Origin of the sequence: Butyrivibrio sp. AD3002, from assembly GCF_000420905.1 — a bacterium.
Classification (GTDB): Bacteria; Bacillota; Clostridia; order Lachnospirales; family Lachnospiraceae; genus Butyrivibrio.
In genome coordinates this window covers 67,035-89,195 of sequence record NZ_ATVV01000013.1, presented here as the reverse complement: position 1 = coordinate 89,195, position 22,161 = coordinate 67,035, and the positions used below count along the sequence as shown (strand labels likewise).

Annotated in this window: 16 protein-coding genes; 12 read left to right on the top strand and 4 right to left on the bottom strand. The window is 39.9% G+C overall.

Annotation, left to right across the window (positions count from 1 at the left end):
- Positions 1 to 2 precede the first annotated feature (2 nt).
- The 8 genes from gyrA to G596_RS0110390 all read left to right on the top strand — a co-directional run bounded on the left by gyrA (position 3) and on the right by G596_RS0110390 (position 11,515).
- The gene (gene gyrA / locus G596_RS0110425; protein ID WP_022761789.1) at positions 3 to 2,642 is read left to right on the top strand and encodes a DNA gyrase subunit A; all 2,640 of its coding nucleotides are present in this window, start codon (positions 3 to 5) and stop codon (positions 2,640 to 2,642) included.
- A gap of 5 nt (positions 2,643 to 2,647) precedes the next feature.
- Entirely contained in the window at positions 2,648 to 4,096 is a 1,449-nt protein-coding gene (locus tag G596_RS0110420; protein WP_022761788.1) for a GGDEF domain-containing protein, read from the top strand.
- A gap of 109 nt (positions 4,097 to 4,205) precedes the next feature.
- The gene (locus tag G596_RS0110415) at positions 4,206 to 4,412 is read left to right on the top strand and encodes a hypothetical protein (RefSeq protein WP_022761787.1); all 207 of its coding nucleotides are present in this window, start codon (positions 4,206 to 4,208) and stop codon (positions 4,410 to 4,412) included.
- Between the two features lie 55 nt (positions 4,413 to 4,467).
- The gene (locus G596_RS0110410; protein WP_022761786.1) at positions 4,468 to 5,739 is read left to right on the top strand and encodes a chloride channel protein; all 1,272 of its coding nucleotides are present in this window, start codon (positions 4,468 to 4,470) and stop codon (positions 5,737 to 5,739) included.
- Positions 5,740 to 5,760: 21 nt separating this feature from the next.
- Complete coding sequence (locus G596_RS0110405) at positions 5,761 to 6,522, top strand: exodeoxyribonuclease III (RefSeq protein ID WP_022761785.1); 762 nt, start codon at positions 5,761 to 5,763, stop codon at positions 6,520 to 6,522.
- Positions 6,523 to 6,589: 67 nt separating this feature from the next.
- On the top strand, positions 6,590 to 8,125 hold the full coding sequence (locus G596_RS0110400; protein WP_026671292.1) for an MBOAT family O-acyltransferase: 1,536 nt from the start codon (positions 6,590 to 6,592) through the stop codon (positions 8,123 to 8,125).
- 28 nt (positions 8,126 to 8,153) lie between these two features.
- Positions 8,154 to 9,242 carry a hypothetical protein gene (locus tag G596_RS0110395; protein WP_022761783.1) on the top strand — a complete coding sequence of 363 codons (1,089 nt, stop codon included), beginning with the start codon at positions 8,154 to 8,156 and terminating at the stop codon, positions 9,240 to 9,242.
- A 62-nt stretch (positions 9,243 to 9,304) separates the two neighbouring features.
- On the top strand, positions 9,305 to 11,515 hold the full coding sequence (locus G596_RS0110390) for a hypothetical protein (protein WP_022761782.1): 2,211 nt from the start codon (positions 9,305 to 9,307) through the stop codon (positions 11,513 to 11,515).
- On the opposite strand, the gene G596_RS0110385 is transcribed toward G596_RS0110390, so the two are convergent.
- On the bottom strand, positions 11,512 to 12,369 hold the full coding sequence (locus G596_RS0110385) for a MurR/RpiR family transcriptional regulator (protein ID WP_022761781.1): 858 nt from the start codon (positions 12,367 to 12,369) through the stop codon (positions 11,512 to 11,514). The two genes, G596_RS0110390 and G596_RS0110385, sit on opposite strands and share 4 nt — an antisense overlap.
- 246 nt (positions 12,370 to 12,615) lie before the next feature.
- On the opposite strand from G596_RS0110385, the gene G596_RS0110380 reads away from it, so the two are divergent.
- Positions 12,616 to 13,155, top strand: a complete 540-nt coding sequence (locus tag G596_RS0110380; RefSeq protein ID WP_022761780.1) for an NADH peroxidase — start codon at positions 12,616 to 12,618, stop codon at positions 13,153 to 13,155.
- A gap of 179 nt (positions 13,156 to 13,334) precedes the next feature.
- Positions 13,335 to 14,036 carry a 5'-methylthioadenosine/adenosylhomocysteine nucleosidase gene (locus G596_RS0110375; protein WP_022761779.1) on the top strand — a complete coding sequence of 234 codons (702 nt, stop codon included), beginning with the start codon at positions 13,335 to 13,337 and terminating at the stop codon, positions 14,034 to 14,036.
- Between the two features lie 5 nt (positions 14,037 to 14,041).
- Here G596_RS0110375 and G596_RS0110370 read toward each other — a convergent pair whose 3' ends face one another.
- Positions 14,042 to 14,866: a helix-turn-helix transcriptional regulator gene (locus G596_RS0110370; protein WP_022761778.1), complete on the bottom strand. Its 825-nt coding sequence runs from the start codon at positions 14,864 to 14,866 to the stop codon at positions 14,042 to 14,044.
- Positions 14,867 to 15,042: 176 nt separating this feature from the next.
- On the opposite strand from G596_RS0110370, the gene arfA reads away from it, so the two are divergent.
- Positions 15,043 to 16,551 carry an arabinosylfuranosidase ArfA gene (gene arfA / locus G596_RS0110365; protein WP_022761777.1) on the top strand — a complete coding sequence of 503 codons (1,509 nt, stop codon included), beginning with the start codon at positions 15,043 to 15,045 and terminating at the stop codon, positions 16,549 to 16,551.
- Positions 16,552 to 16,701: 150 nt separating this feature from the next.
- Here arfA and G596_RS25215 read toward each other — a convergent pair whose 3' ends face one another.
- On the bottom strand, positions 16,702 to 19,017 hold the full coding sequence (locus tag G596_RS25215) for a glycoside hydrolase family 11 protein (RefSeq protein ID WP_022761776.1): 2,316 nt from the start codon (positions 19,015 to 19,017) through the stop codon (positions 16,702 to 16,704).
- Positions 19,018 to 19,329: 312 nt separating this feature from the next.
- Here G596_RS25215 and G596_RS0110355 point away from each other — a divergent pair, with 312 nt between their 5' ends.
- Positions 19,330 to 20,910 (top strand): glucose-6-phosphate isomerase, encoded by a 1,581-nt coding sequence (locus G596_RS0110355; RefSeq protein ID WP_022761775.1) that lies wholly within the window; start codon positions 19,330 to 19,332, stop codon positions 20,908 to 20,910.
- 161 nt (positions 20,911 to 21,071) lie between these two features.
- Here G596_RS0110355 and G596_RS0110350 read toward each other — a convergent pair whose 3' ends face one another.
- Positions 21,072 to 22,142, bottom strand: a complete 1,071-nt coding sequence (locus G596_RS0110350; RefSeq protein WP_022761774.1) for an undecaprenyldiphospho-muramoylpentapeptide beta-N-acetylglucosaminyltransferase — start codon at positions 22,140 to 22,142, stop codon at positions 21,072 to 21,074.
- Positions 22,143 to 22,161: the final 19 nt, after the last annotated feature.

The following is a 22,161-nucleotide window of genomic DNA, read 5'->3' as shown; positions in this document are numbered from 1 at the left end:
AAATGGCTGATAACAATAACAACAATAATAATGGTGAAAACCTTTCGGATGATGTATTCGATCAGGTGACCACCGACAGAATAAAGGAAGTAGATCTTCAGAAAACCATGGAGTCGGACTATATCGACTATGCCATGAGTGTTATCGCATCCCGTGCACTTCCGGATGTAAGAGACGGACTTAAGCCTGTTCAGAGAAGAATTCTCTACTCCATGATCGAACTTAATAACGGTCCCGATAAGCCTCATCGTAAATGTGCACGTATTGTCGGTGATACAATGGGTAAATTCCACCCCCATGGTGACAGCTCTATTTATGGATCTTTGGTAAATATGGCTCAGCCCTGGTCAATGAGATACTGCCTGGTCGACGGACACGGTAACTTCGGATCTGTAGATGGTGATGGTGCAGCTGCCATGCGATATACAGAGGCAAGACTTACCAAGATATCAATGGAGATGACGGCTGATATCAATAAAGATACGGTCGATTTTACACCTAACTTTGATGAGACAGAAAAAGAGCCTGCTGTACTTCCCGCAAGATTTCCGAATCTTCTTGTAAACGGAACTACAGGTATCGCCGTTGGTATGGCAACAAATATTCCACCTCACAATCTTCGTGAGGTTATTGCTGCTGTTGTAAAGATGATCGACAACAGAGTAAATGAGGATAGAGCTACAGATATAGAGGAGCTTCTTCCGATTGTTAAAGCACCCGATTTTCCTACAGGTGGTATAATTCTCGGCACCAGAGGTGCAGAGGAGGCTTATAGAACAGGAAGAGGAAAAGTAGTTGTTCGTGCGGTTACAGATATTGAGGCAATGCCCAATGGTAAGAGCAGAATCATTGTTACTGAGCTGCCTTATCTTGTTAATAAGGCCAATCTTATAGCAAAAATAGCCGAGCTTGTAAAACTTAAAAAGCTAGATGGTATAACAGCTCTTCGCGATGAATCAGACCGTGAGGGTATGAGAGTTGTTATTGAACTGCGACATGACGTAAATGCAAACGTTATGCTCAACAGACTGTTTAAGCATACACAGCTTCAGGATTCCTTTGGAATCATTATGCTTTCACTTGTAAATAATGAGCCCAAGATACTTGGACTTGTTGATATGCTTCATCACTATATCGTCCATCAGGAAGAAGTAGTGACAAGAAGAACCAGATATGATCTAAACAAGGCTGAGGAAAGAAATCATATTGTTGAGGGATTGCTCATAGCCCTTGATAATATCGATGAAGTAATCAAGATTATTCGCGGAAGCAAGACTGTTCAGATAGCAAAAGAACAGTTGATGGAACGCTTTGGATTATCTGATGCTCAGGCACAGGCTATCGTTGATATGCGTCTTCGTACTCTCACCGGCTTGGAGAGAGACAAGCTTGAGCAGGAGCACGCAGAACTCTTAAAGAGAATCGAAGAATTGAAGCTTATTCTTTCAGATAAAAAGGTTCTCCTTGGAGTAATAAGAAAAGAAATCACAGAAATTTCCGATAAATACGGTGATGATCGTAAGACACAGATCGGACATGATGATTCCGATATCAACATTGAGGACATGATTCCAAATGTTAATACGGTTATTGCTATGACAAACGTAGGATATATCAAACGTATGTCTATTGATAACTTCCGTGCGCAAAACCGCGGAGGTAAGGGAATAAAGGGAATATCCACAATTGAGAACGATTATGTGGAAGACCTTCTTATGACTACAACCCACAATTACATTATGTTCTTTACTAACAAGGGTCGTGCATACAGACTTAAGGCTTATCAGATTCCAGAAGCATCAAGAACATCAAGGGGAACAGCTATTGTTAATTTACTCCAGCTTTCTCCCGAAGAAAAGATAACTGCGACTATTCCGATAAAAGAGTATACAGAAGAAAAGAATCTGTTTATGGTTACCAAAAAGGGAACTGTAAAAAAGACTCCTATAATGGAATTTGCAAATGTAAGAAAGAACGGCCTTACAGCAATTAATCTCGATGATGATGACGAACTTATAGAGGTTAAGACCACAAAGTCCGATTCTGAGATATTCCTTATTACCAGAAACGGAATGTGCATTAGATTTAAGGAGACAGATGTTAGACCTACCGGAAGAACATCAATGGGTGTAAGAGGAATTATGCTCGGCGACCAGGATGAGGTTGTTGGAATGCAGCTTAATTCCCAGGGTGATTCACTTCTTATAGTTTCTGAAAAAGGATTTGGAAAGAGAACCGAGCTTTCAGAATTCCACATCCAGCTTCGCGGTGGAAAAGGTGTAAAGTGCTACAAGATTACTGAGAAGACCGGTAATGTAATAGGTGTAAAGGCTGTTAAGGATGAACATGAGATCATGATGATAACTGACAGCGGAATACTTATTCAGCTTCGAATGGAGGAAATAACCATTCACGGAAGAGTGACCTCCGGTGTTAAGATGATAAATCTAGATAAGGGTGTCAGTGTAGTAGCAATTGCGAAGGTACGTGAAAAGGTATCAAACGGTGACGAAGAATTTGAAAATATCGAAGACGCCATGGAAGAGATACCCGAAGGCGAAGAAATAGTCCCGGATGATGATTTTGATGATGAAGAGATAGAAGAATCCGAAGATAGTGCTGAAGATACAGATGAAGAGTAAATCTTATGAGAGTTGGACTTTTAATATCCGAATTTAAAGACAATAATACATGTGATATTTGTCTTGGAGCAGATGCGGCTGCCAGGGACTTAGGGGTAGAGCTTGTCATTTTTCCCGGTAAAGTAATGATTACTGATAAGAATTATAGCGAAGAAAGAGCTTATGATTATCAGTATCAGGCAGTTTATGACTATATCTATGAAGCCGGTTTTGACGGACTTATTGTGGATATAGAGCATATCGGAAATAAAGCTCCTATTCTCAAAAAAGAAGCATTTTTGAAGCAATTCGGTAAAAAACCGCTTCTTACTTTTTCGAATATGGAAGGCTTCGAGTGCGTATCCTATGCAAAGGATACAGATTCCTATGAAAAGGGTTTTCTTGCAATTGAACAGATTATCAGGAAAATATCCGGTAATGAAGTAAAAGCAAAAAGGCAGAAAATAAGCAGCCTTTCAAAGGAATCCATAATTAATATTATAGGAAAAACGGCACGTTTCTCAGAGATTGCATCACAGGCTAATTACTCTAAAGAGAATTATGATGAATCTGTAAAGAAAATGGAAAAGTGCTTTGATAACATAGAAGTATTTTTCCTTGAAAATCCTCAGATATGTTCCTTAAAAAAGGGATGGAATGTGCCTAAGCACTGTAAAAGAATAATAATTATCAAAGACGGAAAGGCCGGAAAAAAAGAGAAAATCAAGGATATGGAGACATCTGATATTTTTGATCTATCGGAAATAAAAGGCACTAAGGTCATTAGAAACATATTCAGAAAAGATAAGCAGTACGGATTCTTTATTATGGGATTTGATGACTCTTTCAGAATAGAGAATTACGATGATCTTATTACCGGAATTATTCTTAGCTCGATAAGAATAAATTTCCTTAAAAAATTCCTATATGACACAGAGAAAGAGCTCACACAGTGTCAGGAAGAACTTGCAAGGGACGGATCGGTCCTCGATCATATCGGCGATGAAGATTATCTTACAGATCTTCCGAACAGAAGAGGATTTTTTGCAAAGGCTTATGATCTTCTTAAATCCGATTTCAAAGAAGGAACCTATGCCGTTGTTGCATATATTGATATGGATTCACTTAAAAATATCAACACTATTCACGGGCATGATGAGGGAGACAATGCTGTTAAAAGGGTTGCCGAAATCCTTAAGGAAGTGTTCGGTGAAAACAGTGTTTGCGGAAGAATAAGAGGAGATGAATTCGCTGTAATAGAAGTTACGACAGAGGAAGACAAAGCTGAAGAACTTCGTACAGAGATGGCCAGACAGAATAACAAGCTTCTTATGGATAATACTAAATATCTGAATCATCTGATTTATTCAATCTGCGAATTCGATTATGAGGAAAGCCTGTCTCTTAGAGAAATGCTGAAGGAAACGGATGACAATTTAAAGAATATGCGCCGTATGGAGACCATAGGAAAATAAAAAAACAGTTAAGTATATTTTTAGAATTTACAAGGTTGTGAAAATAACAAAAACAAGATAAAATGTGCTTAATTGGAGTACTACGGACAATTATTTACGAGGATAAACTATGGGAACAGATGCAAATGGATTAGATCCTGAACAGCAGGCATTATTAGCAAGCATAATGGGAAAATCTTCACAGCAAGGTGCGGGGAATTTTAGTATGCCTGCAGCTACTCCTGCAGCGGCAGCAGCTCCTCCGGATCCTGCAAACAGCAGTAAAATGCTTAGTCAGTCAGAGATAGATGCACTTATTGCGTCAATGAATAAATAATACAGGTTAAGCCTCTCTTTTTAGAGAGGCTTATTAGATATAGTGGAGTATTAAAATGTCTAACCAAATACCAAATACAGAAGAACCTCATTATAAGCACCAGATACGAAGATTCACCGGCACAATTAAATGGCTGGTGCTTGGTGTTATAGTGGGAATTATTATAGGGGCAGTCGGGGCTGCCTTTTTCCATGGAATAAGGATTGTTACGCAGTTCAGAAAAGCACATAGCTTTATGATTTTTCTCTTGCCTCTGGCAGGTCTTATAATTGTTTTCCTATACAGACTGTCAAAAGAGTATGAGGACACAGGTACAAATCTTGTTATAACTACTATCTCAGCGGGAGACCATCTTCCGAAAAGAAAGATACCTCTTATTTTTATTGCAACTATACTGACTCATCTGTGCGGTGGTAGTGCCGGAAGAGAAAGCGCTGCCTTGCAGCTTGGAGGAAGTATAGGTCACAATTTTGGTGAGCTTATCGGACTTGATGAGGATGACTGTAAAATAATTACAATGTGCGGAATGAGTGCGGCTTTTGCAGCACTTTTCGGGACACCAATGGCGGCAGCATTTCTTGCTATGGAAATTGAGGCTGTTGGAGTAATGTATTATGCAGCTCTTATACCATGTGTATTATCTGCTCTTGTTTCCAGTAGTCTTGCTTCATATCTTGGTACAGTACCGGATGTTTTTACTGTGAGCATAGTTCCGGAGTTTACTGTGGGTAATGCTGTAAAGGGATCTGTACTTGCAGTTCTATGTGCACTTATAAGTATTCTGTTTTGTATAGTTATGAAAAAGAGCGGAGATCTCTACAAAAAATACTTTAAGAATCCATATCTTAGAATTTTTGTAGGTGGATGTCTCGTAGTATTATTAACACTCCTTGTAGGAAATAATAACTATAACGGTGCGGGAATGGATGTTATAGAGCTTGCAACCAAGGGAGAAGCGCCATATCCGGCATTTGCGCTTAAGATGCTATTTACGGCAGTCACTATGGGAGCCGGATATAAGGGTGGTGAGATAATTCCGGCACTTTATATAGGTGCAACCTTCGGATGCCTGTATTCTCAGATATTCGGATTTAATTCTGCACTTTGCTCAGCAATAGGAATGGGAGCACTTTTCTGCGGAATTACAAATTGCCCTATTTCATCTCTTCTTTTGTGCTTTGAAATGTTTGGATATAACGGAATGCCATATTTCCTTCTAACAATAGCTCTAAGCTATACCTTTTCAGGCTATTACGGAGTTTACGGATCACAGAAAATTATGTATTCTAAGTTCCATAACAAGTATATTAATCACAAGACCAAATAAAAAAATAATAGGGGTATGAGTATGTCAAAAAAGTTAGTGTCCTGGAATGTAAACGGACTTCGCGCCTGCGTATCCAAGGGAGAATTTCAAAAGTTTATGGAAGAGGAAAAGCCTGATGTAATAGGTCTTCAGGAGACAAAACTTCAGGAGGGACAGATAGAGCTTGATCTTCCCGGCTATCACCAGTACTGGAATTATGCCGAGAAAAAAGGATATTCCGGAACAGCTCTCTTCACAAAGGAAGAGCCGATAAACGTAACCTACGGAATACGAATAGAAGAACATGACCATGAGGGCAGAGTAATTACTGCCGAATATCCGGACTACTATTTTATAACAGTCTATGTTCCAAATGCCAAGGATGATCTCTCAAGACTCGAATACAGATGTGCTTGGGAGGATGATTTCCTTAAATATATAAAAACTCTTGAGGAAAAAAAGCCGGTAATATACTGCGGTGACCTTAATGTTGCTCATAAGGAGATAGACCTTAAGAATCCCAAACCCAATAGAGGACATGCCGGATTTACTGATGAGGAGCGCGAGAAATTTGATAACGTTGTAGCTTCTGATTTAATTGATACTTTCAGATATTTTTATCCGGATCTGGAGGGAGCTTATTCCTGGTGGTCTTACAGATTTCAGGCAAGAGCTAAGAATGCGGGATGGCGTATAGACTATTTTGTGACATCCAAGTCGCTCGAAAACAAGCTTGAAGATGCAATTATCTATAAAAATCAGATGGGATCGGATCATTGTCCTGTGGGATTATTACTGAAGTAATTATAAACTCTGCGGAGAAATCCGCGGAGTTTTTGACCTTAAACCTAAAACACCCTATAATTAGAACATGTCATTTAATTCATTTTCATTTATTTTAATATTTTTACCCGTAGTCCTTATTATTTGGTACGGATTAAACTATTTTGAGAAACGGAAGCTGGCGGATTTATCCCTTATTGCGGCTTCTTTAATTTTGTATGGAATTTTTTCGACTAATTTTGTCATTATTCTTTTAATATCCTGCATCGGTACATTTGGTATTACAAAGCTGATGATAAAATATGAAGGAGCTTCCAAGGCTTTTTTAGCTACGGGAATAATCGGAAACCTGTTACTTCTCGGATATTTTAAGTATACAAACTTTTTTCTTACAAACATTTTTGCAGTATTAGGAAAAGAATTGTCCGAACTGAAGATTATTTTACCAATTGGAATAAGCTTTTATGTCTTTTCTCAGATAGCATTTTTGATAGATTTATATAGATATAGTAAAGGAACTGACAACAGAGAGTCTTTTGACATGGAATCTGTATCACTATCCGAATACATTCTTTACATCACTTATTTTCCCAAAATAATTCAGGGACCTATTGCCCTTCCGGGAGAAATGATATCCCAGTTCAGAAGCGCCGAAAAGAGAAAACCCTCAGCTAAAAATTTTAGAAAAGGAATAGAACTTTTTACTATAGGTCTTTCAAAAAAGGTACTGCTTGGAGATAATCTTTCTAAGATAGCGGATTATGGATTTCAGTATACCTACTACATGGATACACTGACGGGACTTCTGGTTCTTATATCTTATTCATTGCAGTTGTACTTTGACTTTTCGGGATACTGCGACATGGCAGAGGGTGTCAGTATGATGCTTGGAATAGAACTTCCAAGAAATTTCAACTCACCCTATAAAGCAATAAGTGTAAGAAATCTCTGGCAGAGATGGCATATGACACTTACAAGATTTTTTGTTAGATATGTTTATATACCGCTTGGTGGTTCAAAAAAAGGAAAGCTAAGAACAGCTCTTAACGTCCTGATAGTATTCGTTTTAAGCGGGTTCTGGCACGGAGCTGGATGGACTTATATATGCTGGGGACTTGTAATGGGAATTATGGTCGTCTTTGATGATCTTGGAATAATTGCCACAAAAGGAGATATAAAAAAGCATTATCTTTTACGAGAAAAGCCAATGTTTATAATACCTCAGAAAATAGGACAGATATTAACTTATATTATATTCCTTGTATCGCTGGTATTTTTCAGATCTCAGAATATGACTTATGCCCTGCAATATTTTAAGCAGTTGTTTATACCTACCTGGCCGGGATTTATGTATAAGACTTCGGCAGTGCTTGATATACCTGAGAATTATCTTGCGACAACTGCGACGAACCTGTGTGCAAAAAACATGACAAATATGGTTTATCTGGTGAGCTGGATCATCCTTCTTATAATTTCATTTATCGTTATAAGAAGCAAAAATGCAAAAGAAATTGTGGATAGCGGAGCAACATCAAAGAGATTTACAGCGTTTCTTGTGATACTTTTTGTCTGGTCCTTTATTTCATTATCACAGGTTAGTACCTTTATATACTTCCAGTTCTGAGTGCGAGCTGAATTTATTGAGTAATAACATGAATAAAAACAAAGATGTAAACTTCATAAAAAATTTTATAAGAGCTGTTATCATTATTGTCTTATTGATAGGAGTAATGGTTTTTCTTATCGATCCCTTTTTCCATTATCATAAGCCGTGGTTTGGCTTGAAGGCTGTTCTCAATGATAAGGAATATCAGTGCATCGGAACGCTGAGACATTTTGATTACGATGCGCTTATTGTGGGATCTTCGGTTGCCGAGAACAATGACAACAGCTGGTATGATGAAGCTTTTAATTGTAAATCCATAAAGGCAATCCGTTCGTACGGTGCGACGGCGGATCTGTGCTATCTTTTGGATGAAGCATTTTCATCAGGCAATGACATAAAGAAAATATTTTATAATATAGACCCTTCATCACTTAATGCGGATGTGGCTCCTACCTTTGAATCGACGGGATGTCCGATGTATCTATATGATAAAAATCCCTTAAATGACATCAGATATTTATATAACAAGGGTGTCATTTTTGAGAAGATACCATATATGCTGGTTAATTCATATCTTGTGGACTACGATGAAAATCTCTCATATAACTGGGCTAAGTGGAAAAACTTTGGAAGTGAGAGTGCCCTTGGTTTATATTTCAGGCCAAAGACAAAAAAGTCCATGATGGATGAAACAGTTTATGATGATAAACTTTTGGGCAATATCGAACTACTTACAACCGAAGTAGAAAATCATCCTGATACGGAGTTTTATTTCTTTTTCCCTGCTTACTCTATGCTCTGGTGGGACGGAATATACAGAACCGGAGAAAGAGATGCGTTTATCCACTGTGAAAAGGAGATGGTTAAAGCTCTTTTAAAATATGAAAATGTAAGAGTTTTCTGTTTTCAGGATGAGGAAGAGATAATAACAAATCTGGATAATTATATGGATTCCATCCACTTTTCACCGGAAATAAATAAATATATGATGGATAAGATGGTAGGGGATGAAAATAGGATGACAGAGGCAAATTATGAAGATATACTTGATAATATGAAAAACCTGTCAGACAGAATAGTTAATGAACTCATAGTACCTTATGAGGAAAACGGCCAGATTACTTACGAGCAATGATAGCAGAGACTAAATTATCGAATTTAATAAAATGGGGGAAAGCTGTAGTGTTATTATGCACTATGGCTTTTCTGTGCTCTTGCGCAAATTTTGGCGATGATGATGACAGAGCACAGAAAACCGGTGCGGATGTTTATGTCTATGATTTTGAGGATCTGGGAATAGAACTTTTAAAAAACAATGAGTATATATCCCTGAATTACGACAGCAGCGGGATTTACGGGTTAAAGAAAAGCAACAATGACGGTCACATTAATTACAGTTTTTCCCGTATAAAGAATGGACAGACAAGAGCGGAAGAAATTCTTATAGGCTCGGGTAATACCAGATTTGATTATCTTTGCACAGATAATAATGATAATTTTTATGTTTTAAGGACAATTTATCCCGATAAAAAGGGCGTTGATAATATTAATGATGACTATGAGTATAGCGGAAAAGGAGAGAAGAAGCTTGTAAAGTATTCTCCTTCAGGTGATCAAATCTGGGCAGCAGCGTTAACTACTCAGGATGCTGCGGGTTACATCAGAGATATGGCTTATGTCAAAGAAATAGGAATACTTACCTGTTCCACAGAAGGTTTATCTTTGTATGATGAGTTGACAGGAGAAGGAAAGGCTATTGTCTCCAAAGATAAAGGGGACATACATGGTGACCGCGAACTACTTGTATCTCCGGACGGGACAGTATATGCAGCTGAGACTGACAGTAGTTGGAAGTATATAGTTTATGAATTTGATACAAAGAAAATGAATCTTGGGAAAAAGTATAATATTCCCAAGGAAGTTCCGATGGGAGCCAAGTTTTTCACAGGTACAGATAATGATTTTTATTACATTGATAAAAACTGTATATATGCCTTCAATAAGGGTGATGAAAAGACAAGAAAAATATGCGACCTGATTGATTCTGCTTTTTATGCGGATAATATAGTTCTCTTGTTTGAAAAATCCGAAGATGAGTATGAAATAATAGCTGATTATAACACGGCAAGCAGTCGTGCTTTTTCCATGAGAAAAAAAGACAGCCAAAGTGATGAAAAAAAGTCCATCACCATCGGAATTACCACCAGTGATTCTTATGTGAGACAACAGGTAAATATATTCAATCAGGAAAACAGGGAATATAACATAATACTGACGGATTATACAGAGAACAGTCTCCTCGGTTATCATTCGGCATACGGAAGATTACTGGAGGATATGCAAAAAGGAAAAGGTCCTGATATTCTGATCCTCAGTTCTTATTCGGACATGTGCGATCTTCGTTCAAAGGGATTCCTTGAACCGATTGATTCATATCTTAGAAATGATGTTGAAATTTCATCAAATAAGTATATTGAGAATATTGCAGGGGCAATTAAAGAAAACGGAAAGCAGTTTGCAATAATGCCGTATTTTTCTATAAATACCTGCGCTGCTTCAAGTGAATTTCTTGGAGACGAGGCGGTCAGTCTGTCTAATTACAGGAATCTGTGTAATAAGCATAATGTCAAAATTCAGAATGTAATGGGAACAATGAATTTTGCAGGAGCTGACATATTGTATGAGACATCAGGCTTTGACTTTATTGACATAAAAGAAAAAACCTGCGATTTTCAGAATTACAATTTTATCAATCTGATAAGTTTAATCAGAGAAGTAAAAAGAGCGGAAGATAGCGATATTTACAAACCTCTTGATTCAAACTGCTATATTGAAAACAAATCGATGCTTCTTCCCTATGTCATTTCAAGTTTTGAGGATTATCGTATAATTCGTGACGGATATTTTAAATCGGATATCTTTTTCAACGGTTATCCTTCCATAGGTGGAGGAATATCATATATTGAACCCGGGATGATGCTTTCAATTAACAGCAGAAGCGAGTACAAAGAAAAAGCATATGAATTTATAAGATATTTTCTTCTTGATGAGTATCAGTACAGCATAGAATGGGGCTTTCCGGTATATGAAAATGCTCTGGATCTCCTTATGGATAAATCGACCAGAGCACGGTATTACATAGACGATTCAGGAAAAAGGGTAGATACAAACAGTACAATAACTATAGGAAAAAGAGAATTTGTGATCACACCGCTGACGACGAGTGAAGCATCATATATGAAAGAATTCATTTGTTCTTTGAATAAGCTGCAATATAGAGACCCCGAGATAGTAAGCCTTATCTCAGAATCCGTAAAGCCTTACTACATCGGGGACATAACCGCAGAAAAAGCATCTTCACTTGTTCAGCACAGAATAGAAAAATACTTAAAAGATAATAATTCTTAATAAGATCCCATATCATGGAACAAATCGTAGGAATCCTGAAGAAGCTGTCTTATATTGGTAAAATCTTTGTTTGCAACAGCTGTATAAAGAGTATCAACAAGGAAAAGCTGCGCAAATCTTGAACTTGTTACACCGCTTTTTTTATCGATTTCAGGAGATGTTGTAAAGAGAACATGGTTACATCCCTGAGCCAGAGGGCTGTTTCCGAGCTTTGTAATTGCTACTGTCTCGGAATGTTTGTCATTTGCGATTTTAAGAAGCTGCATAATTTCATCGCTTTTTCCGGAGTCGCAGAAGAAGATAGCAACATCATTCTCCTGAAGCTGGGCTGCGTTCATAAGGCTGTTATGAAAATCCTCGTTGTAGGTCACATTGTAGGAAAGTCTCTGAAATTTGGTGAAAAGATCGGAGGCTGCCAGAGAACTGCTTCCAACTCCGAATATTCTGATCATTCTGGCACCGACAATAGCATCTACGGCGCCTTCGAAGGATTGAGTATCAAAGAGCCTGTAGGTTGTCTGAATAGCCTGAGAGCTTGTAGCACAGATATTATCAGCTATAGCCTGCATTGAGGTATATTGATTGATATCCTTGAATTCAATATGAGGACCCGCTTTTTCAGCCTTTTTGGCATCTGAGAAAATTTCTCTTTTAAGGCCCTTTAGTCCTGAATATCCAAGGGACTTGGAAAATCTGCTCCAGGTCGCCTGTGTTGTACCTGATGCTTCGGCAAGCTCTGCAACGGTATTGTTGTATATGCTTGAATCATTCTTTAAACAGTAATCAGCTGCTTTTCTTTCTTCTCTGGTTAGATTTGCATAAACACTTTTAATTCTTTCTTCCAATAATGACATAGTTGATCTCCATTCCTGTAAACGTGAGACTAACATAATTAACCATTTATAGTATATCGCAAAATCAGTAATTACATTATTAAATAACAATAATATATTTATGCATTTATTAAAATTTTATAAACGATAAAATGTATAAGATTTATTTGCTATACTAAATATCAGTAAGGATAAATTTTTTGATTACAGGGTTAATTAAGCGGATGGATTTAATATCCTATGCTAAAAGAAAGGAGATTTTATACTATGAAATGGGTATGTGCAGTATGTGGTTATGTTCATGAGGGAGATCAGCCCCCGGCAGAGTGTCCTGTATGCCATGCTCCCGCAGAGAAGTTCAAAAAGCAGGAAGGTGAGAAGGTTTGGGCATGCGAACACGTTGTAGGTGTTGCTTCCAGTGCTCCTGAAGAAATCAAGAATGGTCTTCGTGAAATGTTCAATGGTGAGTGCTCTGAGGTAGGTATGTACCTTGCTATGGGCAGAGTAGCTACTCGTGAAGGATATCCTGAAATTGGCGCATTCTTTGAGAAAGCTGCCTGGGAAGAAGCTGAGCATGCTGCTCATTTTGCTGAGCTCCTTGGAGAAGTCATCACAGATTCCACAAAGAAAAACCTCGAGCTTCGTGCTGATGCTGAATATGGAGCTACACAAGGCAGAGCAGATCTTGCCAAGAAAGCAAAAGCGCTTGACCTTGACGCTATCCATGACATTGTGCATGAAATCGGACGTGATGAGGCAAGACACGGCAAGGCATTCCAGGGACTCCTTGACAGATATTTCAAATAAATATAGAGCAGAGCTTATAAGTAAAAATGATATGAGAGAGAACCGATGTCAATGGATGCCGGTTCTCTCTTTTTGTTTGCGTTGTCACAAATGCCGGAAGATGATAAATTTAGATTAGCGCTTTTATATAAACATTAATATGACAAAACATAGAAGCAGCGCAGAAAGAGGGCAGAATTATGAGTTATAAGATCGGAATAATCGGTGCAATGGAAATAGAGGTTGAAAGCCTCAAAAAGGAAATGACGGTTACAAGAACTCTTACAAAGGCAAACATGGAGTTTAATGAAGGAAAGCTCGGAAACACCGAAGTGGTTGTTGTAAAAAGCGGAATCTGCAAGGTAAATGCAGCTCTCTGTGTGCAGATTCTTGTGGATGACTTCAAGGTAACCCATGTAATAAATACCGGGGCAGCAGGCTCACTTGATGCAAAAATCGATATCGGTGACTTTGTTGTATCAACTGATGCTGTATACCATGATGTAGATGCCACAATTTTCGGATATAAGAAGGGTGAGATTCCTCAGACAGGATGCCGTGAGTTCACCGCTGATTCCTGGATGGTGGAAAATATCAAGAAGGCAGCAGAAACTGCCGGCATTACAGGAAAACTGTGGGACGGAAGAGTATGCTCCGGAGATCAGTTCATTTCGGATAATTCTGTTAAGGATTCAATCAAGAAGGAATTTGATGGTCTTTGCTGCGAGATGGAGGGCTGCGGAATCGCCCAGGCATGCTTCCTTAACAACATTCCTTTTGTTATCCTTCGTGCTATTTCGGATAAGGCAGATGGCAGCGACATAATGGATTATCCGGAGTTTGAGAAGAAGGCTGCAAAGGACTGCGCTGCACTTACTGAAGCTTTCATCAAAGCTATCTAAATATTTTACATTCTGTACTGACTGGGAGTACAGCCCAGTTCTCTTTTGAAATATCGATTGAAGTGATATATGTTGGTAAAGCCGCATTGCTCGGCGACATCCGACACACGAAGTTCTTTGTTGGTAAGGAGATGCTTGGCCTTATCAATTCTGGCTGTGATGAGATCATCCTTGGGACTTGTGAAGAAAAAGGTCTTGTAATAATGATAGAGCTGACTTCTCCCAAGGTGTGTCTCTTTGCAGATTTTTTCTATATTCCATTCCTCTGAACATCTTTGAAGCATATTGATTCTGAAGGCTGAGAGAAATGAGTATATTCCGCCACCTTCCTCTAGAGGTGCGGGACTAAATATACTTCGCTCCGCAGATATTAGTAGTTCCATGATAAGAAGATCTATCATACGTTCTTTTCTCGACTGCTTTGAAAGGTATTCAAATTGGATACGCCGCAGGCAGTCGATGATAGCTTCGTCATCATTCGGGTGGAAAAGTGTGTTCATCGGTATCTGAAGACCGCGGATTTCTTCTGGATCACAGGTAAAGTGGACAAAGGAGTTCGAAAAAGAAGACACGGCCTGATAGTACTGCGGATGTCCCGGAGTAAATAATATACAATCACCTGATACCGCAGACTTCTGGACAAGCCTTAGACCGTCTCTTTCAACTGTTTCATATCCTGCATTATGCCTATTTTCTGAGCCTGCAGGAAAATAAAAGGTCATAGGCGAAGTCAGATGTAAAAACAAATAATCGCCGCTGCCGTCAGGCCTGTATATTATATCTTTGTCGGGATTGCGGTAATTATAACCGCAGTAATCAGTTCTAAACATAAATCCAATGCCTCACGAATAGAAAGTATTAAAATCTATATCAATAATTCTAAATTTACACCGGACAAAAAGTCAATAAAAATGGATTAAATAACATTTAAATATGGCTTAGTGTCTGTAATAATGAAAATTACCAAGAACAAAAAATCAATAGATTGTATTTTGGAGGATATAAAATGGCTAAGAAATTACAGAAGGCTCAGCTTTGCATAGACAGAGACTTTGAGATCAGCAAGATAGATGAGAGAATTTTCGGTTCCTTCCTTGAGCATCTCGGAAGAGCGGTTTATGAGGGTATTTATCAGCCCGGAAATAAGAATGCGGACAAGGACGGATATCGCAAAGATGTACTTAAGCTCATAAATGAGATACATGTACCGATAGTAAGATATCCGGGAGGTAACTTCGTATCCGGCTTTAACTGGGAGGACAGCGTAGGTCCCAAAAAGGATCGTCCCCGCAGAATAGAGCTCGCATGGAACGTTGTGGAGACCAACCAGTTCGGACTCAACGAGTTCATGGAGTGGTGTAAAAAGGCAAATACAAAGCCCATGATGGCAGTTAACCTCGGAACAAGAGATATAGATGCGGCAAAGAATATTGTAGAGTACTGCAACATCAAGAGCGGCACATATTACAGTGATCTTCGTATTAAGCATGGTGTGAAAAATCCGCACGACATTAAGCTTTGGTGCCTCGGAAATGAGATGGACGGCCCCTGGCAAATCGGCCATATGACGGCACAGGAATACGGCATGAAGGCAGGAAGAGCAGGCCACATAATGAAGCTTGTTGATCCTTCAATAGAGACTGTTGTTTGCGGATCTTCATCACTTTACATGGATACCTTTGGAGAGTGGGAAAAGACAGTGCTTGAATGCAGCTATGATTCTGCTGATTATTTATCACTTCATACCTATTATGGTAATCCCGAGGATGATACACCAAACTTCCTTGCAAGTAATGTGGCAATGGATAAATTTATTTCACAGGTAATCTCTATTTGTGATTATGTAAAGGCAGTTAAGAGAAAGAACAAGACTATCAATCTTTCCTTCGATGAGTGGAATGTATGGTATCACAGCAACGAGCAGGATAAGAAGCTTGAGAAATGGGTTGAGCATCCGCATCAGCTTGAGGATGTATACAACTTTGAGGATGCCCTCCTTGTGGGCTCAATGCTCATAACACTTCTTCGTCATGCGGACAGAGTAAAGATTGCATGTCTTGCACAGCTTGTAAATGTTATTGCACCCATTATGACAAGTGATACAGGCGCATGGAGACAGACCATTTTCTATCCATATATGCACGCAAGCCTCTACGGAAGAGGAACGGTTCTCAACACAGTTGTTAAGTCTCCTTCCTACGAGAGTAAGCACGGCGATGCTCCTTATATCGATAGTGTTGTTACTGCTGATGATGAAAATGAGACAATCACAATTTTTGCAGTAAACAAGAATCTTGGAGAAGATTTCGAGCTTACATGTGATCTCAGACAGTATGCAGGCTACAAGTTAGTTGATCATATCGTACTTACAAATGATGATCTCAAGGCTGTAAATACTGAAAAGAAGCCCAATGCCGTTGCTCCCACAGAGGGTAAGAACACTAAGGTTGAGAAGGGTATCCTTACAACGGTTCTTCCTTCAAAGAGCTGGAACGTTATCAGACTGGCTAAATAATCCTATTATTCAAGATTGTAATCTCTTTAACCTTCCCTAAAAGAGATATACAAAAAAGCCGGCTCATTACTGAGCCGGCCATAGAAGCTATATAGCAGAGATGGAACCTGTAGAGAATTACTTAGCGGTAATTGCAGGTTCTGTTTTTTATTAGTTTACGTTTGACCAGATCTTATATCTCTGATTGGGATTTACTCCCTTCTTCTGGAACAGTTCACTTAATGTTACAAGTGTGTAACCCTGTTTCTGAAGACCCTCGATGATCTGAGGAAGAGCCTGTACAGTCTGGTTATTGCCCTGGAAATCATGGAGAAGGATGATCTGTCCGTCTCTTGCGCCGCTGAGTACAGAATTTACTCTCTGTTGTACAGAGGTGCTGTTTTCCCAGTCATTATGTGTAGAACCCTGAATGAAGGTTGCATTGATGTTCTCATGCATTGTGTTGCTTGTTGAAAGGTAAGGTGCTCTGAAGAACTTAACGTCAACACCTACAGCATTCTTGATTGCTGAAGCAGTCCACTCCTGCTGATTGCGGCAATCCTGAGCGCTCATTCTGGACATGTCCTGATGAGTATATGAGTGGCTTGCAAGTTCACATCCCATTTTTACCTGTCTCTGCATGATGCTGAGAGTATCCATGCTGATATTCTGTCCGATAAGGAAGAATGTAGCCTTTGCACCGTATTTCTCCAGCGCATCAAGTACACCGTTTGTTGTGCTTGAAGGACCGTCATCGAAGGTAAGGGCGATATACTTGCCTGTATCCTTCTGTGTCTGGTTTCCTGTCTGAGCAGGTGCAGGTGTCTCAGTTGCTCCGGTAGCCTGTCCACTCTCTTCACCCCATCTGAGGGAATCAAGATAAGCATCCCAGTTGCCGTCATCTGCTGTAACAACAAGTTCAATCTTCTGATTGCCTGTACCGTGATTTACATTCTTGATAGTGTATTCAGCAGTATTAGCATCGCCGTAGTAGAAAGTACCCTTGTATTCGCCACCGATCTTAAGATCAACTCTTGCCATGTTGTTATTGTTTGAAGCGCCGCGAAGAGTGAAATCATGAGTGCCGTATGCAAAATACTGAGTGAAGCTTACGCTGTCGTTGTTAGCATATAATGCTACGCCATTGAAAGGACTGCTGATGCTTCCTGTATACTGACCTGACTTTGTCATGTCCTCACACTGTTTGGAAGTGTTGCCCTGAGCAGGTGTGCTGCTCTGGTTACCGCCCTGGCTCTGGTTTCCACCCTGATTTCCACCCTGGTTACCGCCCTGGCTCTGATTTCCGCCCTGGTTACCGGTGGAAGGTGTTGTAGACTGACCTGAACCACCACTCCACTTAAGTGAATCTATGAATGCATCCCAGTTACCGTCATCTGCTGTAACAATGAGCTCAACCTTCTGATTGCCGGTCTTATGATTTACATTTTCGATCGTGTACTCAGCGGGATAAGAACCACCATAGTAGAAAGTTCCCTTGTACTCGCCGCCAATCTTGAGATCAACTCTTGCCATGTTATCGTTGTTTGAAGCACCGCGAAGAGTGAAATCGTGAGTTCCGGAAGTGAAGTTCTGAGTAAAGCTTACACTGTCATTATTAGCGTATAATGCTACACCGCTGAACGGACTGTTGATATTGCCTGTGTACTGACCGGACTTGGTCATCTGCTCGCACTGCATGGAAGTTCCGGTCTGAACAGTAGTGCTGCCCTGATTGCCACCCTGGTTTCCACCCTGGTTTCCGCCTTGGTTTCCACCCTGATTACCTGAAGAGGAACCACCGATTGTCATAACGTTCTTATAAACGTTAGCGTAGCCGCTACTCTGGTAACCTTCGATGTTAAGAGCTGCCTCGGTAAGTCTTCCGAGTCTGATACCCATTCTCTCCCAAGCCTTGAAATGCTCGGTTACGCTGATGGTACCGCTTTCCTTCTTACTGGTACGTACGCTGAAAATCTGGGTAAAGTTTGTATCTCCAATGATTGAAGGCGCGTTATAACGATTTGTTACATATACGTCATATGTACCGCCATCTACCTGGATCTGACCTCTCGGAGATCCCCCCGGCGGACGCCATGAACCCCAACTGTCTACAATGTAATACTCAATAAGTGGATCAAGAGTCCAACCATATACACACAGATATGAATTTCCATTCGGTCTGTAATCAACACCATAATCGAATGATATATTTCCGATCTGCTGATAGGTCTTAGTCTGATCGAATTTTCTGCCCTTTCTGAAAAGAGCGTTTCCGATGTTGCTCCATTGACAAGTGAATGCCCCCCCTGCATCCAGTGTCATACTGGTAGTTCCGTAATCTTTCCACAGCTCATAATCGTAGCCGTCCTGATTGCCGGTCTTATTATCGTACAGCGTTGTAGCTGCCTTGGCCTGCAAGGAAGGTACTAAGAGCTGCGCGCACATGAGAGTAGTCACGAGCGCAGATGTCAAAACTTTCTTCAACACTTTCTTCTTTCCTCCTATTTTTATATTGTCTGCTATATAACATGGCTGTATTATATACGAAGATAAAAAAACATGTATTACAGAATTTAGTGCGTAAAATTGTTCAATATGTCAAAAAATCAATCATATTTATGCAAAATAATGAATATAGTTTTGAGTATACAATTTTATATATATTTAAGCACTTAGATATTGCGCCACTTCTCAAGTTTTGCTAAACTTTAACGCGAAAGTAATACTATTTTTTTACCATTTTTTTGAGTTTTATATGGCGGTTTATTACCGTATCAAATTTTAGGAGGATTCTACAAAATGGTTGAATGGAAAAACCTTGATAAGTTAAGTTCATTCGATGAGCTTAAGAAGGTAAAACGTGTTGATCTCGTATCTGCTATGACAGGTGAGAACGGCGCTAAGAGAGTTAAGGAATATTCCGTAGATATGGCTGAGGGCCTTACCTACAATTATGCCGCTAAGGAAATCGATGATGACGTTCTTGCAGCACTTGATAAGCTCTCTAAGGAAGCACAGCTTTCTGAGAAATTTGAAGCCCTCTATAACGGCGAAGTAATAAATACCGGTGAGAAGAGAATGGTTCTTCACCAGCTCACAAGAGGACAGCTTGGAAATGATGTTATGGCTGACGGTGTTAATAAGCGTGAGTTCTATGTGAAGGAGCAGAAGAGAATTGCTGATTTCGCAAACAAGGTTCACTCAGGTGAGATTGTAAACGAGAAGGGTGAGAAATTCACAACAGTAGTTCAGATCGGTATCGGCGGATCGGATCTTGGCCCCAGAGCTATGTATCTTGCTCTTGAAAACTGGGCACACAGAACAGGCAACTTTAAGATGGAAGCTAAGTTCATCAGTAACGTAGATCCTGATGATGCATCTGCAGTTCTTAATTCTGTAGATGTTGCTCATTCAATTTTTATCCTCGTATCAAAATCAGGTACAACACTTGAGACTCTTACAAATCAGAGCTTTGTAATGGATGCTCTTAAGAAAGCAGGGCTTGATTCATCAAAGCACATGATTGCTGTTACTTCAGAGACATCTCCTCTTGCAAAGAGCGACGATTTCATTGAAGCTTTCTATATGGATGACTATATCGGAGGACGATATTCTTCAACCTCAGGAGTAGGCGGAGCAGTTCTTTCACTTGCTTTCGGCCCTGATGTATTTGCAGAGTTCCTTGACGGTGCGGCAGCAGAGGATAAGCTTGCAGCTAATAAGGATATGATGAAGAATCCCGCAATGCTTGATGCAATGATCGGATTCTATGAGAGAAATGTACTTGGATATCCTTCAACAGCAGTTCTTCCTTATTCACAGGGACTTAGCAGATTCCCTGCACACTTGCAGCAGCTTGATATGGAGTCAAACGGTAAGAGCGTTAACCGCTTCGGAGAGCCCATCGATTATGTTACAGGTCCCGTAATCTTCGGCGAGCCCGGCACAAATGGACAGCACTCTTTCTACCAGCTTCTCCACCAGGGTACCGATGTTATTCCGATGCAGTTTATTGGCTTTAAGAACAGTCAGCTCCGAAACGATGTTGATATTCAGGGCAGCACAAGCCAGCAGAAGCTCTGCGCTAACGTGGCAGCTCAGATTGTAGCATTTGCCTGTGGTAAGAAGGATGAGAACCTTAACAAGAACTTCAAGGGTGGACGTCCTTCAAGTATTATCATCGGTGACGAGCTTAATCCCAAGTCCCTCGGTGCACTTCTTTCTCACTTCGAGAACAAGGTTATGTTCCAGGGCTTTGTATGGAACTTAAACAGCTTCGATCAGGAAGGTGTACAGCTCGGAAAAGTACTTGCAAAGAAGGTTCTTGCACACGAGACAGATGGAGCCCTTGCAGTATACAGCGATCTGTTGAATATTTAACATATTAGAATAATATGCCCCCACGTATACTATATTTGATTTCAATCTCGTTGCAAAAAACGCATAATCGAATGAACTCAAATGTAGTATGCGTGGGGGCTTAGTTTTTTCAAAAATTTAAAAAATTATACAAGCAGAATATTAGGCGAGGAGTGATATTGTTATTGTGCTACTGCATCCTCGATAATATTTAAAATTGTCTCTGTGGCGCCGGACTGGTTTGATTCTTTCATCTTTTCGATATATTTTTCACGGTGTTCATAAACATCAAAGATGCTCTCTACTAGAATGTCCTCATCAAGTTCCTCATTGTCTATAACAACGGAAAAACCCTGCTTTTCAAAGGAGCGGGCATTTATTATCTGATCGCCTCTGCTGCTCTTGGCAGAAAGAGGAACGAGAACATTGGGCTTACGCAGAGCTGCAAGCTCACAGATAGCGTTGGCACCTGCTCTTGATACCACTACATCTGCCATGGCAAAGATGTCCTTCATCTCGTTTTTGACATATTCGAACTGCTTGTAGCCTTCCATATTGAGCTTAAGGTTATCCATTTTATCCTTACCGCACAGGTGCACGATATTGAAATGGGGCAGAAGTCTTGGAAGTGCATAGCGTATGGTTTCATTTATGCTCTGGGCACCGAGGCTTCCTCCGGTAACCATGATAACAGGCTTGTCGTCCTTAAAGCCGCATATCTTTTTACCCATTTCACGGGAACCCTTCATGAGCTCTTTTCTTATCGGAGTTCCGGTCAAAACCGCCTTGTTCGCGGGAAGGAGTTCAAGGGTCTCAGGGAAGTTACAGCAAATGGTCTTTGCTGATGAAAAGCTGAGCTTATTGGCAAGCCCGGGTGTCATATCGGATTCATGAAGAATGCAGGGAATGCCAAGCGTTGAAGCTGCCCGTATTACAGGCACTGAAACAAAGCCTCCCTTGGAAAAAACAACATCAGGGTTAAGCTTCTTTAATAGCTGTCTCGCTTCAACAAAGCCCTTCATAACTCTGAAAGGATCAGAGAAATTCTTGGGATCGAAATATCTTCTAAGTTTACCTGTAGAAATTGAATAATATGGAATATGAAAATCTGCAATAAGCTTTTTTTCAATTCCTGTATGTGAACCGATATAGCTGATCTCGTAGCCTCTTTCCTTAAGCTCGGGAATAAGAGCCATATTCGGTGTAACGTGGCCGGCAGTGCCGCCACCGGTTAAAACAATTTTCTTAGACATTTACAAAAAGCCTCCTTAA